15 protein-coding genes are annotated in these 17,435 nt (G+C 61.4%); 6 read left to right on the top strand and 9 right to left on the bottom strand.

The window, feature by feature from the left end:
* Window positions 1-50 precede the first annotated feature (50 nt).
* Together HX792_RS18935 and HX792_RS18930 are read right to left on the bottom strand one after the other, a co-directional pair.
* Entirely contained in the window at window positions 51-539 is a 489-nt protein-coding gene (locus HX792_RS18935; RefSeq protein ID WP_176997511.1) for a DUF1289 domain-containing protein, read from the bottom strand.
* Between the two features lie 67 nt (window positions 540-606).
* The gene (locus HX792_RS18930; RefSeq protein ID WP_176997510.1) at window positions 607-1,857 is read right to left on the bottom strand and encodes a ribonucleotide-diphosphate reductase subunit beta; all 1,251 of its coding nucleotides are present in this window, start codon (window positions 1,855-1,857) and stop codon (window positions 607-609) included.
* 271 nt (window positions 1,858-2,128) lie between these two features.
* On the opposite strand from HX792_RS18930, the gene HX792_RS18925 reads away from it, so the two are divergent.
* The 6 genes from HX792_RS18925 (at window position 2,129) to HX792_RS18900 (ending at window position 8,505) form a co-directional block, all read left to right on the top strand.
* Window positions 2,129-2,596 carry a GNAT family N-acetyltransferase gene (locus tag HX792_RS18925; protein WP_176997509.1) on the top strand — a complete coding sequence of 156 codons (468 nt, stop codon included), beginning with the start codon at window positions 2,129-2,131 and terminating at the stop codon, window positions 2,594-2,596.
* A 116-nt stretch (window positions 2,597-2,712) separates the two neighbouring features.
* Window positions 2,713-3,225, top strand: a complete 513-nt coding sequence (fae, locus tag HX792_RS18920; protein ID WP_016974617.1) for a formaldehyde-activating enzyme — start codon at window positions 2,713-2,715, stop codon at window positions 3,223-3,225.
* A 10-nt stretch (window positions 3,226-3,235) separates the two neighbouring features.
* Complete coding sequence (locus HX792_RS18915) at window positions 3,236-4,270, top strand: aldo/keto reductase (protein ID WP_176997508.1); 1,035 nt, start codon at window positions 3,236-3,238, stop codon at window positions 4,268-4,270.
* On the top strand, window positions 4,267-5,700 hold the full coding sequence (locus HX792_RS18910) for an NAD-dependent succinate-semialdehyde dehydrogenase (RefSeq protein ID WP_176997507.1): 1,434 nt from the start codon (window positions 4,267-4,269) through the stop codon (window positions 5,698-5,700). The genes HX792_RS18915 and HX792_RS18910 overlap by 4 nt, the downstream gene beginning before the upstream one ends.
* A gap of 182 nt (window positions 5,701-5,882) precedes the next feature.
* Entirely contained in the window at window positions 5,883-7,253 is a 1,371-nt protein-coding gene (locus HX792_RS18905) for an MFS transporter (protein ID WP_176997506.1), read from the top strand.
* A 103-nt stretch (window positions 7,254-7,356) separates the two neighbouring features.
* Window positions 7,357-8,505 carry a hypothetical protein gene (locus tag HX792_RS18900; protein WP_176997505.1) on the top strand — a complete coding sequence of 383 codons (1,149 nt, stop codon included), beginning with the start codon at window positions 7,357-7,359 and terminating at the stop codon, window positions 8,503-8,505.
* On the opposite strand, the gene HX792_RS18895 is transcribed toward HX792_RS18900, so the two are convergent.
* From HX792_RS18895 to HX792_RS18865, 7 genes are all read right to left on the bottom strand, one after another.
* Window positions 8,492-9,367, bottom strand: coding sequence for a LysR substrate-binding domain-containing protein (locus HX792_RS18895; RefSeq protein ID WP_176997504.1), 876 nt, complete (start codon window positions 9,365-9,367; stop codon window positions 8,492-8,494). The genes HX792_RS18900 and HX792_RS18895 overlap by 14 nt on opposite strands.
* A gap of 139 nt (window positions 9,368-9,506) precedes the next feature.
* A complete protein-coding gene (locus HX792_RS18890; protein WP_176997503.1) occupies window positions 9,507-10,676 on the bottom strand; it encodes a hypothetical protein in 1,170 nt (389 codons plus the stop codon).
* An 84-nt stretch (window positions 10,677-10,760) separates the two neighbouring features.
* Window positions 10,761-12,401 carry an ABC transporter ATP-binding protein gene (locus tag HX792_RS18885; protein WP_176997502.1) on the bottom strand — a complete coding sequence of 547 codons (1,641 nt, stop codon included), beginning with the start codon at window positions 12,399-12,401 and terminating at the stop codon, window positions 10,761-10,763.
* 2 nt (window positions 12,402-12,403) lie between these two features.
* Window positions 12,404-13,240: an ABC transporter permease gene (locus tag HX792_RS18880; protein WP_176997501.1), complete on the bottom strand. Its 837-nt coding sequence runs from the start codon at window positions 13,238-13,240 to the stop codon at window positions 12,404-12,406.
* Window positions 13,237-14,190, bottom strand: coding sequence for an ABC transporter permease (locus HX792_RS18875; protein ID WP_176997500.1), 954 nt, complete (start codon window positions 14,188-14,190; stop codon window positions 13,237-13,239). Before HX792_RS18875 ends, HX792_RS18880 begins: the two co-directional genes overlap by 4 nt.
* Before the next feature lie 58 nt (window positions 14,191-14,248).
* On the bottom strand, window positions 14,249-15,883 hold the full coding sequence (locus HX792_RS18870) for an ABC transporter substrate-binding protein (RefSeq protein ID WP_176997499.1): 1,635 nt from the start codon (window positions 15,881-15,883) through the stop codon (window positions 14,249-14,251).
* 293 nt (window positions 15,884-16,176) lie between these two features.
* On the bottom strand, window positions 16,177-17,403 hold the full coding sequence (locus tag HX792_RS18865) for a Xaa-Pro peptidase family protein (protein ID WP_176997498.1): 1,227 nt from the start codon (window positions 17,401-17,403) through the stop codon (window positions 16,177-16,179).
* Window positions 17,404-17,435: the final 32 nt, after the last annotated feature.

The raw sequence follows: 17,435 nt of genomic DNA, 5'->3' as shown, positions 1-17,435 counted from the left end.
AATCATTAGGCCAGTTCAAGCCAGCTCCCACATGGGTTTTGTGGTGTTGCTTAGATAGTGGCAATCAGGGCAGGGCCGAAGGCTTCCTTGAGGAAACCTGGGGCGATGTACCGCTCGTAATGCGCCTCCGACAACAGGAAAAACTCCCGGTCAATCGCATCGCGCAAATCCGCCAGGTGCCGCTCGCGAAACTCCGGCAGCAGCGCCAGGCCATAGGCCTCCAGCTTGGAAATCACCCGTGCACCCCGGGCAATCAACTGGTAGGCCCAGCAATACGGCGACTGGTGCGGCACAAAACGGATCTTGCGGCTTTCCAGCTGCTGGCGCAGCAGGTGGGCGTCGAACACTTCCAGCTTGCTGGCCATCACCTGCACCAGCAACTGCTCCAGGCGCAACCACACCGCCTGCTTTTCCTCGGCGTTATAGCCGTTCCACTGGATCACCTCATGGTGATAACGCTTGCAGCCCCGGCAGACCAGGTCCCCGTAAACGGTGGAGCACAAGCCGACGCAGGGCGTCTTGATGGTTTGATTGGGCATAAAAACTTTTTAACGAGAGTGAACGCAAACCCTGTAGGAGCCGGCAAGCCGGCTCCTACCTACCCAATCAATCCCAGCTCAGCGCGCCGCCGGTCTGGTACTCGATCACACGGGTCTCGAAGAAGTTCTTCTCTTTCTTCAAGTCCATGATCTCGCTCATCCACGGGAACGGGTTGGTCGTGCCTGGGTACTCTTCCTTCAAGCCAATCTGCGACAGGCGACGGTTCGCGATGAACTTCAAATAGTCTTCCATCATCGCCGCGTTCATGCCGAGAACACCGCGAGGCATGGTATCCCGCGCATATTCAATCTCCAACTGAGTCCCCTGCAGGATCATCTGGGTCGCTTCTTCTTTCATCTCGGCATCCCACAAATGCGGGTTTTCGATTTTGATCTGGTTGATCACGTCGATACCGAAGTTCAGGTGCATCGACTCGTCGCGCAGGATGTACTGGAACTGCTCGGCGACGCCGGTCATTTTGTTGCGACGGCCCATGGAGAGGATCTGGGTGAAGCCGCAGTAGAAGAAGATGCCTTCGAGGACGCAGTAGTAGGCGACCAGGTTGCGCAGCAGTTCTTTGTCGGTGTCGACGGTGCCGGTTTCGAACTTCGGATCGGAGATCGAACGGGTGTACTTCAGGCCCCAGGCCGCTTTCTTCGCGACGGATGGAATCTCGTGGTACATGTTGAAGATCTCGCCTTCATCCATGGCCAGGGATTCGATGCAGTACTGGTAGGCGTGGGTGTGGATCGCTTCTTCGAAGGCCTGGCGCAGGATGTACTGGCGGCACTCCGGGTTGGTGATCAGGCGGTACACGGCCAGCACCAGGTTGTTGGCAACCAGGGAGTCGGCGGTGGAGAAGAAGCCGAGGTTGCGCATGACGATGCGACGTTCGTCGTCGGTCAGGCCTTCGGGGTTTTTCCACAGGGCGATGTCGGCGGTCATGTTGACCTCTTGCGGCATCCAGTGGTTGGCGCAGCCGTCGAGGTACTTCTGCCAGGCCCAGTCGTACTTGAAGGGCACGAGTTGGTTGAGGTCGGCGCGGCAGTTGATCATGCGCTTTTCGTCAACGGCGACGCGGGCGGAGGCGCCTTCGAGTTCAGCGAGGCCTTCGGCGACGTCGAGGCTGTCGAGGGCGGCCTTGGCGCGCTTGATGGCGGCGGAGTCACTGGCGGTGACGGCGCGGGCTTCGATGGCGGCAGCGGCGCCGGCACCGTCGAGGCGGTCCATGTTGGCTTCGGTGGCGTGGCCGGCGTTGGCGCCCTTGATCACCGCTGCACCGGTGTCTTCGTTGTCGACTTCATCCCAACTCAGCATCGAAATACTCCTTCCTGGTCTGTTCTGACGGTGTGTGAACCCGTCCATAAATGTGCGATTTGCAGGCTTCAAGGCATTGAAATACTGCGCATAGTGTGGTCGGTAAATACCGATACTGCACACTATGTAGTGGTCTGTTTTGTTTGTGGGCACACTATATGGTGTGTAATAAGGATGGTCAACGCACAAGATGTGCGGTCATGGGTCGCTGCCAGGCGCCTGTTCAGCTATAAAGCCTTAGTACATTGGCCTTACATGGAATTTCAAGGGAATGAAAAATCTACGCATCCGCCCAGCCACCCAGGACGACGCCGAAAACATCTTTCAGGTGCATAAACACTCGGTGGAAAACCTCTGCACTGCCGACTACGACGCCGACCAGATCGCCATGTGGCTCGACGGCCGTTCGCCCGAGACTTACCGCGCCGCCATCGACGCCGGCAACCTGTGGCTTGCCTGTAATGACCGCCTCCAGGGCTTCATCGAAATCGACGGGCATGAAGTCAGCAAGCTGTTCATTCGCGGTGACGCAGCCGGGCAGGGCATCGGTGCGCTGTTGCTCAATGAAGCCTTGCAACGGATCGAAGCCGCAGGCCACTCCAAGGCCTACCTGGAAGCCACCCGCACCGCTGAAAAATTCTATGCCTCCTTCGGTTTTCGCAAGGTCGGCGAAGGCACGTTCAGCCGGGGCAACAGCCCGGTTCGCCTTGAGATCATCAAGATGGAGCGCGCCTTGTAGCAGGGGTATGAGGAAAACTCACACCCCCATGACTTTTAATGGTTACGGCCGCCCCGAGGCCGAGTGCTAAAAATTCGCCAACCAGCTCCCCATAACAACAACGAGCGTTTGCGAAAATGAAAGCACTTGATCTGTACATCGGCGAAGGCTTCGAAGGCCCAGGCGTCAATGCTGCCCACATCAACATCCTCATCGGCCCGCGCAACGGCCCGGCCGGCCAGGCGTTTGCCAACAGCCTGGCGTCGCCAAGCCAGGGCCACTGCCCGTTCATGGTGATCGCCCAGCCGAACATCCCGGTCAAGCCCATGACCCTCTACGTCAACAAGGCCGAAATCAGCAGCGACCTGCACGGCAACGCCACCTGGGGCGCGTCCCAGGCCGGTATCGCCAAGGCCGTGCTGGAAGCCTTGCTCGACGGCACCTTGCCGCCCGAAGCCGAAGACGAGTGGGCCATTGTCACGGCCAACTGGGTCAACCCGGGCTGCGACGACCTGGATGCCGTCTACCTGAACAACTACAACGCCTGCCGCACCGCGATCCGCGCCGCCCTGACCGGCACGCCGTACACCGCGCAACTGGCGGACGTGGTCAACCACATCAGCAACCCTTTCTACACGCCTAAGGCCTGAGGAGAATCCCATGCAATACACTCGACTGGGCAACTCCGGCCTGCAAGTCTCGCGCCTGTGCCTGGGCACCATGAACATGGGCACCCCGGACTGGAAACCGTGGATCTTCGACGAAAAGCAAAGTGAGCCCATCGTCGCCCACGCCCTGGCCAACGGCGTCAACTTCATTGACCTGGCCGACTTCTACTCCGCCGGTGTCGGCGAAGAAGTGGTGGGGCGCATCCTCAAGCGCGTGGCGCGCCGCGACGACATCGTGGTCACCACCAAAGTCGGCTACGGCACCCGCAGCGGCATCAACGCCAGCGGCCATTCGCGCAAGCACATCATGGACAGCATCGACCTGTCCTTGAGCCGCCTGGGCATGGATTATGTCGACGTGTTCATGCTGCATTACTTCGACGTGAACACCCCCGTCGAAGAAACCATGTGCGCCCTCAACGACATCGTGCGTTCCGGCAAGGCCCGCTATATCGGCGTGTCGACCATGCTCACCGGCCAACTGGCCAAGATCCTCATGGCCTGCGAGCGCAACGGTTGGGTCAAGCCGATCAACATGCAGCTGCAACTGAACTGCGCTTACCGCGAAGAAGAGCGCGAGATGATCCCGTTCTGCCGCGACCAGGGCCTGGGCGTCTCGGTGTTCAGCCCGCTGGCCCGTGGCTTGCTCACCGGTGAAGTGCAGTCCACCCGCAACCAGACCGACTTCTTCACCCAACAGATGTACGCCGACCAGGCGTCGTTCGACATCGCTCACTCGGTGCAACGCGTGGCCCGTGCCCGTGGCGTGTCCAACGCGCAGATCGCCCAGGCCTGGGTCGCCAACCACCCGGGTGTCGACGTGATGCTGGTGGGGGCGGACACCACCGAACAATTCGACAGCGCGCTGGCGGCCCTGGACACCCAGCTGGACGCCGAAGAACTCCACGAGCTGGAACGCAACTACACCCCGTGCGATGTGATCAACGACTACACCGCCGGCAAGCGCATCCTGCGTGAGGCCCGTCCGGGCCTGGACCGTTTCAACTTGATCGAGGCCGTGGCATGAATCCGCTGATCCGTACGGGTAACTACATCGATGGCCAATGGTCCAGCGGTGGCCCGACTTACCCGGTGCTCAACCCGGCCAATGGCGCGCTGATCGCTGATGTACAGCGCGCTGCCGCCGAGGAAACCGACCTGGCCATCGACGCTGCCAACCGTGCGTTGCCGGCCTGGCGCAAGCTCACCGCCAAGGAGCGCAGCCAGCGCCTCAAGCGTTGGAGCGAGCTGATGCTGGCCAACCAGAAAGACCTCGCACAACTGCTCAGCCTGGAGCAGGGCAAACCCTTGGCCGAAGCCATGGGCGAAGTGGTCTACGCCGCCAGCTTCCTGGAATGGTTTGGCGAAGAAGCCAAGCGTGCCTACGGTGACGTGATCCCGAGCCACAAGGCCGACGCGCGCATCATCGTGGTCAAGGAAGCCATCGGTGTGGTCGCGGCAATCACCCCGTGGAACTTCCCCCTGGCCATGGTCACCCGCAAGGTCGGGCCGGCGCTGGCGGCGGGTTGCACCATGATCCTCAAACCGTCGGAAGAAACCCCGCTGTCGGCATTTGCCCTGGCGGTGCTGGCCGAGCAGGCGGGCATTCCGGCCGGTGTGTTCAACATCGTCTCTGGCGATGCCGTGGCCATCGGCGGCGCGCTGCAAGCCTCCAGCGTGGTGCGCAAGCTGTCGTTCACCGGCTCTACCCGCACTGGCAAGCTGCTGATGCGCCAGGCGGCGGACACCCTGAAAAAAGTCTCGCTGGAACTGGGCGGCAACGCCCCGTTCATCGTGTTCGACGACGCCGATCTGGAAGCCGCCGTCAAAGGCGCCATGGCTTCCAAGTTCCGCAACACCGGGCAGACCTGTGTGTGCGTCAACCGCTTCTTCATCCAGGACGGTGTGTACGACGCGTTCACCCGCAAACTGGCCGAAGCGGTCAGCGCCATGCGTGTCGGCAGCGCCCTGGACGGTGAAACCGAGCAAGGCCCGCTGATCAACGCTGCGGCGTTGGCCAAGGTCGAAGCCCATGTCGGCGACGCGTTGGAGAAGGGCGCCACGTTGCTGTGCGGTGGCCGTCGCCATGCGCTCGGCGGTACGTTCTTCGAACCGACCATCCTCACGGAAGCCAGCGGCGACATGCTGATCGCCCAGGAAGAAACCTTTGGCCCGGTGGCGGCATGCTTCCGCTTCAAGGATGAAGCCGAGGTGCTGGCACGTGCCAACGACACGCCGTTTGGCTTGTCGGCCTACTTCTACAGCCGTGACATCGGCCGCGTGTGGCGCATGGCCGAAGGCCTGGAAGCCGGCATGGTCGGGATCAACGAAGGGATCATCTCCACCGAAGTCGCGCCGTTTGGCGGCATCAAGGAATCGGGCCTGGGCCGTGAAGGCTCCAAGTACGGCCTGGAAGATTACCTGGAGATCAAATACCTGCTGATGGGCGGCCTCTAAGCCACCCGCGTCCAAACAACACTAAACCCCTGTGGGAGCTGGCTTGCCTGCGATAGCGGTCTGCCAGCTGCCCAGTGTCACCTGATCCACCGCTATCGCAGGCAAGCCAGCTCCCACAAAGGGCAAATACAAGGCGCAAGCCCGCTGTTACTCCGTCAAGAAAAACAATATGGAGAACACCCATGACTGCTCAACCCGTCAAAATCGACGACCTGCCCATCGGCCGTTTCCACCTGAAAATCGCCGGCCTCACATTTGGCGCGCACTTCACCGACGGCTATATCCTCGGCCTCATCGGCATCGCCTTCACCCTGCTCAGCCCACAGATGCAACTGGACGCGTTCTGGCAAGGCTTGATCGGCGCTTCGGCCCTGATCGGCCTGTTTCTGGGCAGCCTGTTTTTTGGCTGGATCTCCGACACCCTCGGCCGGCAAAAAATCTTCCTGGTCAGCTTTGTGCTGATCACCGTGGCCTCGGTGATGCAGTTCTACGCTGAAACCGCCATGGGCTTGTTGCTGTGCCGCATCCTGATCGGCATTGGCCTGGGCGGTGACTTCAGTGTCGGCCACGCGATGCTGGCCGAGTTCTCGCCGAAGAAACACCGTGGCGTGCTGCTCGGTTCGTTCAGTGTGATCTGGACCTTCGGCTACGTGGCGGCGATCTTTGTCGGCACCGCGATGCTCAGCCTGGGCGACGATGCCTGGCGCTGGATGTTGGCGTCTTCGGCGATCCCGGCCGGCCTGATCCTGATTGCGCGAATCGGCACCCCGGAATCCCCGCGCTGGCTGGTCAACCGTGGGCGTATTGCCGAAGCCCGTGCCATCGTCAAGAAACACCTGGGTGAACACGTGGTGCTGGATGAAGAGCCCGCCACCCAAACCCGCTCCGGCTACGGCGTGCTGTTCAGCCGTGAATACCGCAAGCGCACGGCGTTCAACTGCCTGTTCTTTGTGTGCATCGTGATGCCGTACTTTGCGATCTACACGTTCCTGCCGTCGATCCTGCAGAAGATGGGCTTGTCCCAGGGCTTTGGCACCGAGTTGCTGCTCAACCTGCTGCTGATTGTCGGCGCGTTGATCGGTATCTGGTGCACGGTGAAATTCTCGCGCCGGGGCTTCTTGATCAACTCGTTCATCATCCTCGCGGCGGCGTTGTTCCTGCTGGCGGTATTGCCGGGGAGCCTGGCGTGGCTGATGGTGCTGACCTTCGGCGTGTTCACCTTGGTGCTGTCTGCGGTGAGCAACCTGGTGGGCGTGTTCCCGGCCGAAAGTTTCCCCACCGAAGTGCGCGCCAGCGGCATCGGCCTGGCCACGGCGGTAAGCCGCCTGGGTTCGGCAGTCAGCACGTTCCTGTTGCCGGTGAGCGTGGCCGGGATTGGCTTGAGCCCGACCATGGGTATTCTTGCGGCGATCCTGGTGTTTGGCGCGATCATCTCCTGGGCCTGGGCGCCGGAGACCAAGTCCCTGACCCTGAACCAGGCGTGCAAGGCGCAAAGCCCAGTGGAGGGTGGTTCTTCTGAAACGCAGGCAGTCCGTACTGTTGCGCCAATATAAAGCGCGCGGCTACTTAACGTTTTGAACTCGTCTATGCCGTGCGGGAGGAACGGCGTAACTTGACTTCAAATTTCATCAGGTTGTCAGCGCGTGGAGCCGGATTTTGGACGAGTTTTTTTCTCCAGTCAGTTTAAAAAACGATGGGCAGGTTTTTGCATCCTCAAATGACGCACCGAGGCTTCAGCCAGAGGCGGAGATTTTTATCCAGAGGTTCATTGAGCCAGATAACCCGTACCAGAGCATATGGAAACCTCGTTACTGGGACACGCTGACAACCGTAAGTAGCGCTATTGAAGAGGGACGGACAGCTGAAATCGTCGATCTCGTCTGGAGTGAAAAAGATAACAATGTCTGCAATGTCGGAAAAGGGGGGTTAGGTGCAGCTTCTGTCAACGCTCTACGCGAAGACTTTGAGGCGCTAACCCTTAAAATCGTAGCGGATGGAAGCCCTGAAAGTTTTCAGTCAGTGATTCGTCAGCTAACGGAGTGGCGTGACGAAAGACGAATTTCAAAACTACCTAAGCTATTGACAGCCCGCGCTTTTGCAACCCTTCACCCAAAGGTTTACCACACGCTGGCTGAGGCAGCCATGCAGGAAAAAGTCATTGCCTGGATGAGCAAATACACCGGTTTTTCCGCACCGGAGGGTAACTGGGCGCATAGAGCGCAAGCGCTCGCACGACATTTGACTGCAATAGCCTCATTCGATGAAGCGGGCCTCGAACGTAATATGTTTCCCTGGTTTGTGTACGAACAGTTACGCGGTGAAAACTTCCTGGCTACCTTCAAGCCCGGGCATCGTGAGCGCGCACATTCGGCGTACGCTAATGTGCCGGCAACCCTGCGTAAAATCCTGTTGCGGCACAACCAACTGCAAACCTGCTTGTATCATCAGTTGTGTGAGCAGTATGGCGATACAAAAGTGAAAACAGAGCAAGCGACTGGTTCTGGAGGTTTCGCAGATGCTTTGGTTCGAGTTAGCGATACCCGTTGCTTTCTCTACGAAGTCAAAGTGTGTTCTACAGCTGCCAGTGCCGTTCGAGAAGCGCTTGGGCAGTTGCTTGAATATGCTTATCGGCCTATGGGGCTTGAGCCAGAGAAGCTCTTTATTGTTGCTGAGCCCGTGCTTGATGCCGACACGGGCCAGTTTCTGAAAAGGTTGAATACTGAGTTCGGATTGAAGCTGGAATATTTGCAACTCACTTTGCCGGACAATAACTCGATAGATAACAATGAACTCAGGGGTTGCTAACCTGGCCCAGCCACTGCGTAAACAGGCGAACCTTGGATAAACCCTGTTTGTCCGTCGCCACATCCAGCCAATAGCCGTATGGGCCGATCACTTCCACGGGGGTGATCGGCACCAGGCTGCCGTTGGCCAGCTCGCGTTCGATCATCTGCCGGTCGATCACCGCCAGCCCACCGCCTGCCAGGGCGGTGTGGATCACCTGGTCCAGGGTGCTGAATTCCAGGCCCTGGTCCGCATCAATGTCGTCTCGGCCCATGGCCGCCAGCCAGTTCTCCCACACCTTCAAACGCTTGCCGTCGTGCAGGATATGCAGCAACGGAAAACGTCGCAGGTCGGGCGGCTGGTCGCCGGTGAACATTTCGGGGCTGGCCACGGCAATGTGGCGTTCCATCACCAACAGCTCACTGCTGCACTGGGCGTTGGCCTCCAGGCCGAAGCGGATCTGGCAGTCGATCTCGGCCAGGCTGGCGTGGCTGTTCTGGTGGGTGACGCTGAGGTTGATGTCCGGGTAGCGCTCACAAAACCTGCGCAAGTGCGCCGACAGCCAACGCGTGGCCCAGGTCGGCGGTGCCACGATGCGCAGGCGCTGGCGCAGGTTGGGCACACGCACGGCTTGCAGGGCGCGTTCGATATGGTCGAAGGCGTCGCTCAGGTGCGGGGAGAGGGCAAAGCCGGCTTCGGTCAGGGACAGGCCCTGGGGCGTGCGGATGAAGAGGGCGACGCCGAGGTAGTCTTCCAGTTGCTTGATCTGACGGCTGACCGCGCCCTGGGTGACATTGAGGCCCACGGCTGCCTGGCTGAAGCTGCGGTGACGGGCAACTTCTTCAAAGACACGGAGCATGTTGAGAGAGGGCAGGTGGCGCATGGTTCGGGTTCCACACATTGTTTTTATTGTTTTTTCACCGGCCCCATCGCAGGCAAGCCAGCTCCCACAATTGATCGGCGGCGCGGTCAAAATGTGGGAGCTGGCTTGCCTGCGATAGCGTCAGTGATGACGCCGCCTATTAGAAGTAATACCCGATGTTCATGTACAGCTGATTCTCCCACTGATTGCTACCCCCAGCCCCCAGGCTCTGGGTATAGCTGCTGCCGCCAATGTACGGATCGTTCTTGCCGATCAACCACTCCGTGGCAATCCACAATTTGCTGAACGAAAACGACGTACCCAGGATCACCCGCTGCGAAGTCTTGAACTCATTGTCGGATTTGTCGAAGGCACTGTAGTTGGCGTACAGCTTCACGCCGCTGATCTGGTCGAACAGGTACTTGCCGCCCACGTCGTAGCTCAAGTCCGCCACGTACAGGTTGCCACGGCTGGCGACGTTGAACGTGCCGTCATACCCGCCCAGGGTCACCACGCCGTCGGTGCCTTCGTTGCGCGGCGACATTTGCTGGCGCGCCGCCTGCAATTGCAGGCCCCACGGGCCGTTCTTGCCCAGGTAGTGGATGGCCACTGCGTTGCGGCGGCCGTCGTTGCCGGTGTCCTTGTTCTCCAGGGTCGAGGTCAGGCCAGACACACCGACTTCGGATTTCCAGTTACCCAGGTCCATGGCCTTGGCCACCCGCACCACCACGGTGTTGCGCTCCTGGTTGTTGCTGCCGTCGGCCACGTAGCTGTCGGCCTCGGAGATCACGCTGGAGTAGGTCACGCCCTTGCTGGTGCCCTTGCCTTGCCACGCCGGGCGCAGGTAGTAACCGGCCTGGATGTTCCAGTCGCCACTTTGCTGGATGTACTTGGTACCGATCTGCTGCACGTCTTCCAGGCCGATCACGTTGCCCAGGGTTTCGTAGAAGGTGCTGCCGAAATACGGCTGCAGGCCGAACGGCACGGTGTTGAGGCCTACTTGCACCTGTTGGTCAGGGTTGAACTTGTAGCCAACCCAGGCGAACTTGGCGAACTGGATGTCGCCGTAGTTCTTGGTGTACTGGTACGGGTAGGAGCGCCCGTAGAAGCGGTATTGCGCCTCGCCGATCCAGGTGTCGGAGTTGTACTTGGCGCTGAGGAACGCGGTGTCCAGGCCGAACTTCTGGATATCACGGTCGGGGTCGTAGTCCCAGCGTGCGCGGATGGCGCCGCCGATGTCGAGGTTGTCGGTGACCTGGATCGCCATGGCCGGTGCCGCGAGGGCGCCGAGCACGGGGATCAGGGCGAAGTAGCCTAAGGTTGGTCGCATGGTTTGGCTCTCGTTATTGGTTTTTTTGGGCAACAGCAGCCCGTTGCCGCAGCGAACGCTGCGACGCAGGGAAAGGGGTGGAACTCAGTGCGCGGCGGGGCGGATCAGCCTCAGCGGCGGCCCGGCAGCCGGTAGTTGCGACGCCCCGGGCGCGGCCGCCAGCAACGCCTGGGTGTAGCTGTTCTGTGGGCGCAGCAGTACCTGTTCGGCGGTGCCGTATTCAACGACTTCGCCCTGGCGCATCACCGCGATGTGGTCGCTGATCTGCGCCGCCACGCGCAGGTCGTGGGTGATGAACAGGATGCTCAGGTTCAACTGCTTCTGCAGGTCGGCCAGCAGCTCCAGCACCTGCTTTTGCACCGACACGTCCAGCGCCGACACGCTTTCATCGGCGATCAGCACTTCCGGGCGCATCGCCAGGGCGCGGGCAATGCCGATGCGCTGGCGCTGGCCTCCGGAGAACTGCCGGGGCTTGCGTTGCAGGGCGTCGCGCTTGAGGCCGACCTGCTCGAGCAAGTCACCGGCCTCGGCCCAGGCGTCCTTGGCCGACAAGCCACGCAATTGGGCGGCACGGGCGATGATGTCACCGACGCGGTGGCGCGGGTTCAACGAGCCGTACGGGTCCTGGAAGATCATCTGGATGCGCCGACGGTTGGCCGCCAACGCCGAGCCGTGCAGCGCCAGGAAGTCGGTGTCACCCACCCACACATGGCCGCTGTCGCTGTCCACCAGGCGGATCGCGGCCTTCACCAGGGTGCTCTTGCCCGAGCCCGACTCGCCAACAATCGCCAGCGTCTTGCCCCGTGGCAGGTTCAGCGACACATTGCGCAGCGCCGCCACCGAGCTGCCGCCGACGTTGTAGGTCTTGGTCAGGTGTTCGATGCGCAAGGCCATTTCGCCGTCGTCACTCGGTACATGCAGTTCCGGGTGCAGCGCCGGCACTGCCGCGATCAACTTGCGCGTATAGGCGTGGGCCGGGGCATTCAGCACCTGGTCACGCTCGCCGATTTCCACCAGGCGGCCGCCTTCCATCACTGCAATGCGGTCGGCAATCTGCGCCACCACGCCGAAGTCGTGGGTGATGAACAAGATGCCGTGCTGGCCACGCCCGCGCAGGTCGCGCACCAGCTTCAAGACCTGGGCCTGGGTGGTCACGTCGAGGGCGGTGGTGGGTTCGTCGGCGATCAGCAGGTCCGGGTTCATCGCCAGCGCCATGGCAATCACCACCCGCTGGCATTGGCCACCGGACAGCTGGTGCGGGAAGCTGTTGGCGATGCGTGGCGGGTCCGGTAGTTGGGTCGATTCGAGCAGTGCGAGCATGCGCTCACGGCGCTCGGCCGCCGGCATCTGCGGCGCATGGATGTCGAAAATCTCCTCAACTTGCTTGCCGATGCGAATCGCCGGGTTCAACGCCGCCATCGGCTCCTGGAAAATCATCGCGATGCGGTTGCCGCGCAACGCACGCAGGCGGGCTTCATCCAGGGTGCAAATGTCGTCACCGAGAAAGTCGATCACGCCACCGGCATGCTTTAGGCCCTTGGCGTAGTCGCCCATGATCGCCGCCGACAGCACGGATTTTCCCGAGCCCGACTCGCCGATCACACACAGGATTTCACCCTTGCGCACGTCCAGGCTGATGCCCTGCACGGCGTGGCTGCGGTCGGCGCCCTTGGGCAGCTCGACGCTGAGGTTGTCGACCCGCAAAACGGTGTGCTGGTTGCTCATGCTCAACTCCTTGCGCCTTGCTGCGCGTGTTCATCCAGCCCGTCGGCGAGCAAGCTCAGGCCGAGCATCAGGGTGGAGATGGCGATGCAGGGGAAGATCACCAGGTGCGGGAAGGTAATGGCCATGGCGCGGCCGTCGTTGATCATGCCGCCCCAGTCCGGGGTGGGTGGCGGCAGGCCGAGGCCGAGGAAACCCAGGGCGCCGATCATGATTGCGGTGTAGCCGATACGCAGGCAGAAATCGACGATCAACGGGCCGCCGCAATTGGGCAGGATCTCCACCAGCATGATGCGCAACGAGCCTTCACCCTGGGTGATGGCGCTGAGCACGTAGTCACGCGAGCGGATGTCGATGGTCAGCGCGCGCATGATGCGAAAGATCGCCGGTGCGCTGGTGAACGTCACCGCAATCAAGATGTTCAGCGCCGAGGCGCCGAGGGCGATGATGATCACGATGTACAGCACCAGCACCGGGAACGACAGCACGGTGTCGGCCACGTAGGACAGCGCCGCGTCCACCCAGCCATTGAAGTAGCCGGCGCACAGGCCCATGGCAATGCCCACGGCAAACGCGGTAAGCGTGGCCAGGATCGACCAGAACAGCACGGTGCGCGTGCCCCAGATCAGGCGCGAAAGAATGTCGCGACCGATCATGTCGGTGCCCAGCAAAAAGCTCGCGCCGTCGTCACCGGCGGTCATCGGGGTGAGCAGCGGCGTGAAGCTTTCCAGCGGGTCATGGGGCGCCAGCCACGGCGCGCAGAGCGCCACCAGCACCCAGCCGCCTACCAGCAGCAGGCCGAGCAGGGCCAGGGGGTGTTTGAAGGATTTGAGCAGGTTCATTGGCTGCCTCCGCCGAGACTGCGCAGGGTGATGCGCGGGTTGAGCCAGGTGTAGGCCAGGTCCGAGAAGATCTTGCTGATGCCCACCACCACGCCGCTGATCATCGCGCAGGCTTCGATCAGGTAGACGTCATGGTTGAGGGACGCGGTGTAGAGCATCGAACCGAAGCCCTTGTAGGCGAAAAATACCTCCACCACGATCACGTTCGACAGCAGCCACGGGATGTACAGCATGATCACCGTGACCGGCGCGATCAGCACGTTGCGCAGGGCATGGCGCAACACGATGCGGGTGGTCGAGGCGCCCTTGAGGCGTGCCGTACGGATATACGGCGCCTGCATCACCTCGACCATCGACGCCCGCGTGATGCGTGCCAGGTAACCGATGCCGAACAGGCACAGCACCATCAGCGGCAGCACCAGCTGCACGGCGCTGAAACCGTCGCTCATGCTGCTCACGCCCGGCAGCCAGTTGAGCCAGAACACAAAGATCGCCGAGACGAACACCGCACTGGCAAAGTCCGGGATCGAGGTGGTGACGATCGACAAAAACGACACCAGCCGGTCAATCAGCGAGCCTTGGCGCACACCGGCCAGGATGCCCAGGGTCAACGCCACGGGCACCATCACCAGCAAGGCCAGCCCGGCCAGAGTCAGGGTTTGCCACAGGTTGGGCAGCAGCAGCTTGAGCACCGGCTCGCGAAAGTACACCGAGGTGCCCCAGTCACCGGTCACGAAGTCCTTGAGCCACACCAGGTAGCGCCACACGAACGGCTGGTTGTAGCCGTGTTCCAGCAGCCAGGCGGCGCGCTGGTCGGCGGCGGAGTAGGGGCCGAGAACGTTGATTGCGACGTCCTCGATATTGAGTTCCAGGGCCAGGAACACAATCAGCGATACCGACAGCAGGGTCGCCAGCAGCATCAGCAATTTGCGCAGTAGAAAATGAGCCATCAGGTACATGCTCCGACGGATGATGGGAAACCTGCCCGCACGTGCGGGCAGCGTCGACTCAAACGCTCAGCCAGACATTACCCATGGGGTAGAAGTCGGAAGGGTGTACCTGGAAGCCCTGGACCTTTTTGCTCACGGCGGTGAATTTGTCGCCCCAGAACGGCTGCACGATCACGCAGGCGTCTTGCAGGATCTGCTCCACGCTTTGCATGGCCACGGCCCGCTGTTTCGGGTCGATGATGCCCATGGCTTTGTCCAGGGCGGCGTCGAAGGCCGGGTCGCTGTAGTGGCTTTCGTTCCACGCGCCGCCGCCGCGATAGGCCAGTTCCAGGGACATCACCCCCAGCGGGCGGTGGGCCCAGTAGGTGAGGCTGAACGCGGCTTTGTCCCAGATTGGCCAGTATTGCGCCGCAGGCACCACCTTGAGGTTGATGCGGATGCCGGCTTCCAGGCAGTTCTGTTGCAGAATCTGCGCGCAGTCCTGCTCATAACGGCCCTGGGTGTTGCCGACGATCAGGTCGATGTCCAGGCCCTTGGGGAAGCCCGCTTCGGCCAGCAGTTTTTTAGCCGCCGCCACGTCGCGCTCGCGCTTGGGCAGAGGGAAGTATTCAGGGTGGGACGGCGCCACGTGGTGGTCTTCGCCGAGGGTGCCCATGCCGCGATACGCCACCTTGAGCATCTGTGCGTTATCGGCGCACAGCACCACGGCCTTGCGGATGCGCAAATCAGTGAAGGGCTTCTGGTCGCAGGCCATGCGCATGACCACGGTCTGCGCCGATTTGCAGCTGAGCAGTTGTGCGCCGGGCAGTCGCTTGGCCAGGTCCAGCTCGGCCACGGTGACGCGGTACAGCACGTCGACCTGGCCCGCTTGCAGGGCGGCCAGGTGGGTGGACACGTCGGTGCCCATGTCGATGTAGCGCAGCTCGTCGAGGTTGGCGGGCTTGCCCCAGTAGTCGGCGCGCTTGGCGAAGGTCGCCTGCTTGTTCACCGCGAACGACACCAGCTTGAACGGCCCGGTGGCCAGCGGGTTTTTCGCCCAGTCGTCACCGGCCTTGAAGCTGCGGTGTACCAGGGCGCAGGTGAACGCATTGAGCATTTCCGGGATGGCCAGGATCGGCCGTTTCAGTTGCAGGCGGAACTGGTAGTCGCTGACTTTTTCGAAGGCCTTGATGTCCTGGAACGCCGTGCGGTTGACCGACTTGGAGTCGGCCGCGATCCAGCGCTCGATGTTGTGCTGCACGTCGTCGACGTTGAAGCTGTCGCCGTTGCTCCACTTCACGTCCTGGCGCAGGTTGAAGGTCCAGGTGGTGAGGTCTTCGGACGGGCTCCAGCTTTCGGCCAGGTACGGGTGGGTGATGTTGTCGGCATCGACCCAGGTCAGGTATTCGAGGGAGTTGCGCAACAGGTTCGAGGCTTCGATCCAGGTGATCAGCATCGGGTCCTGGATCTCCTGGATCGCACAGGCAAAGCGCAGGCTGCCGCCCTGGCGGGCCGGCGTGCCATCGGCGGCGCGGGCATCGTTGCCCAACAGGGCCGAGCCGATAAAGGTGGACGCGCTGGCCACGGTAACGCCCAGCAGGGCGGCGGTGCGCAGGAATTGGCGGCGGTTGATCTCGCCGCTTTGCACTTGGGCACACAGGTCGTTTACGGCTGGATGCGGCAGGCTGCCGTCCAGGGTCGTCAAGTCTTTCATAAGCCTCTCCGGTACTTGCGAATATGCGTTTTTGTTGAACCGCAAGGGTCAGTGGCAGGCGCCGATCAGGCGCAGCACGGACCGCTGTGAAGCCGGCAGGAGAACAAGGCGCAACGTAGTCAGGAGGCGGGCAATGAGGTAGGACATAGGGCAGCTCTCATGTTGTTTTTATTAGAGATGCCCGCAGTTTTGTCATTTGCGCAAAGATCGACAAACGACAAATTCTGCGCAGTAACCTTCTATAAATGCATGTTACTGGTCCTTCCCAGGGCCGCCTGTGGGGCTAGACGGGTTCAGCGCGGCAACAGGCGCGGATCGAACGGGTAATCGGAGAGCAACTCGATGCCGTGTTCGTGGATATAGATCTGTTCTTCGAGCTTCACGCCTTCGCCGCCGTCATCGTGGCCGATGTAGCTTTCCACGCAGATGGTCATGCCGGCTTCGAACACGCCGTCGTAGCCCAGCGCGTCGATGTCCTCGCGGTGCACCACGTAGGGGTATTCACCGGTCATGCCAACGCCGTGCACCAGGGCGAAATAGCGGTTGTTCTTGTAATGGTCGGGGATCTTCCAGGCCATCTCGGCGTATTCCTTGAAACTGCGCCCGGCCTTGAGCATTTCGACGTTGGTCTGCACCTGCTCGTAGGCAAGCTTGTACAGCTCCTGCTGCTTGGGCGTGGCGGCCTGGTCGCCACACAGGAAGGTGCGCGAGAAGTCCGCGTAGTAGCCAAAACGCCCGACCACGTCGGTGTCTAGGGCCACCAGGTCACCCGCCTCGATAGGGCGCGTGCTGCATTCCTGGAACCACGGGTTGGTGCGCGGGCCGGAGGAGAGCAGGCGGGTTTCCACATAGTCGCCATCGGTGGCGATCACGTGCTGGTGCAGGTGTGACCACAACTGGTTCTCGGTGATGCCGGGGGTCAGCTTGCTTTCCATCAGGCGCACCCCGGCTTCGGTGGCACGCAGGCTGGCGCGAATCATCTTCAATTCGTTGGGCACCTTGATGCAGCGAGCGCGCTCCAGCGGTTCCTGGGCGTCGAACACCTGATAGCCGAGACGCTGCAGTTCAAAGGCGGCGGCCGAGGTGGCGCTTTCGATGGCGATGCGTTTACCGCCACCGCACTTGCGCACCAGTTCGTCGATTTCGGCAGCCCAATCGGCGGTGACGTTGCCCAGGAAACTTTCGCAGAAGTAATAGGAAATCGCCTTGGCCGGGCGCACTTCGTCCACGGTGTTAAGGGTTTCGGCCAGGTGCAGGCAGCCGCCGAATTCGAAGATCACCACCGGGCCTTCTGCCGGGATAAAGGCGTAGCGGGCCGGGTTGCGCGCCGAGTACACCTGCATGTTGCGCGAGCCGGTGGCGTAGCGCATGTGGGTGGGGTCGAACAGCACGCAGGCGGCGTAGTCGCGTTTCTTCAGTTCGTTGCGCACCCGTTGCAGGCGGTCCAGCTGAATCTGCTGGATCTCGTCATGGGTGGGTTCGCAGTCGGCGGGGTTACGGTTCGGGCCGGACAGACTCATGGGTGTTCCTCGCAGGGCAATTACGGTTTTTA

The sequence above is a fragment of the Pseudomonas sp. B6002 genome, assembly GCF_013385985.1.
In the GTDB taxonomy this organism is placed as follows: Bacteria; Pseudomonadota; Gammaproteobacteria; order Pseudomonadales; family Pseudomonadaceae; genus Aquipseudomonas.
Note: the sequence above shows the minus strand (reverse complement) of the source record. Positions and strands in the feature narration are given on the sequence as shown.

Bases quoted from the DNA above. Each gene is read 5' to 3' on its own strand.
- HX792_RS18935 (WP_176997511.1), bottom strand. From the start codon at position 539: ATGCCCAATCAAACCATCAAGACGCCCTGCGTCGGCTTGTGCTCCACC.
- HX792_RS18930 (WP_176997510.1), bottom strand. From the start codon at position 1,857: ATGCTGAGTTGGGATGAAGTCGACAACGAAGACACCGGTGCAGCGGTG.
- HX792_RS18925 (WP_176997509.1), top strand. From the start codon at position 2,129: ATGAAAAATCTACGCATCCGCCCAGCCACCCAGGACGACGCCGAAAAC.
- fae (WP_016974617.1), top strand. From the start codon at position 2,713: ATGAAAGCACTTGATCTGTACATCGGCGAAGGCTTCGAAGGCCCAGGC.
- HX792_RS18915 (WP_176997508.1), top strand. From the start codon at position 3,236: ATGCAATACACTCGACTGGGCAACTCCGGCCTGCAAGTCTCGCGCCTG.
- HX792_RS18910 (WP_176997507.1), top strand. From the start codon at position 4,267: ATGAATCCGCTGATCCGTACGGGTAACTACATCGATGGCCAATGGTCC.
- HX792_RS18905 (WP_176997506.1), top strand. From the start codon at position 5,883: ATGACTGCTCAACCCGTCAAAATCGACGACCTGCCCATCGGCCGTTTC.
- HX792_RS18895 (WP_176997504.1), bottom strand. From the start codon at position 9,367: ATGCGCCACCTGCCCTCTCTCAACATGCTCCGTGTCTTTGAAGAAGTT.
- HX792_RS18890 (WP_176997503.1), bottom strand. From the start codon at position 10,676: ATGCGACCAACCTTAGGCTACTTCGCCCTGATCCCCGTGCTCGGCGCC.
- HX792_RS18885 (WP_176997502.1), bottom strand. From the start codon at position 12,401: ATGAGCAACCAGCACACCGTTTTGCGGGTCGACAACCTCAGCGTCGAG.
- HX792_RS18880 (WP_176997501.1), bottom strand. From the start codon at position 13,240: ATGAACCTGCTCAAATCCTTCAAACACCCCCTGGCCCTGCTCGGCCTG.
- HX792_RS18875 (WP_176997500.1), bottom strand. From the start codon at position 14,190: ATGGCTCATTTTCTACTGCGCAAATTGCTGATGCTGCTGGCGACCCTG.
- HX792_RS18870 (WP_176997499.1), bottom strand. From the start codon at position 15,883: ATGAAAGACTTGACGACCCTGGACGGCAGCCTGCCGCATCCAGCCGTA.
- HX792_RS18865 (WP_176997498.1), bottom strand. From the start codon at position 17,403: ATGAGTCTGTCCGGCCCGAACCGTAACCCCGCCGACTGCGAACCCACC.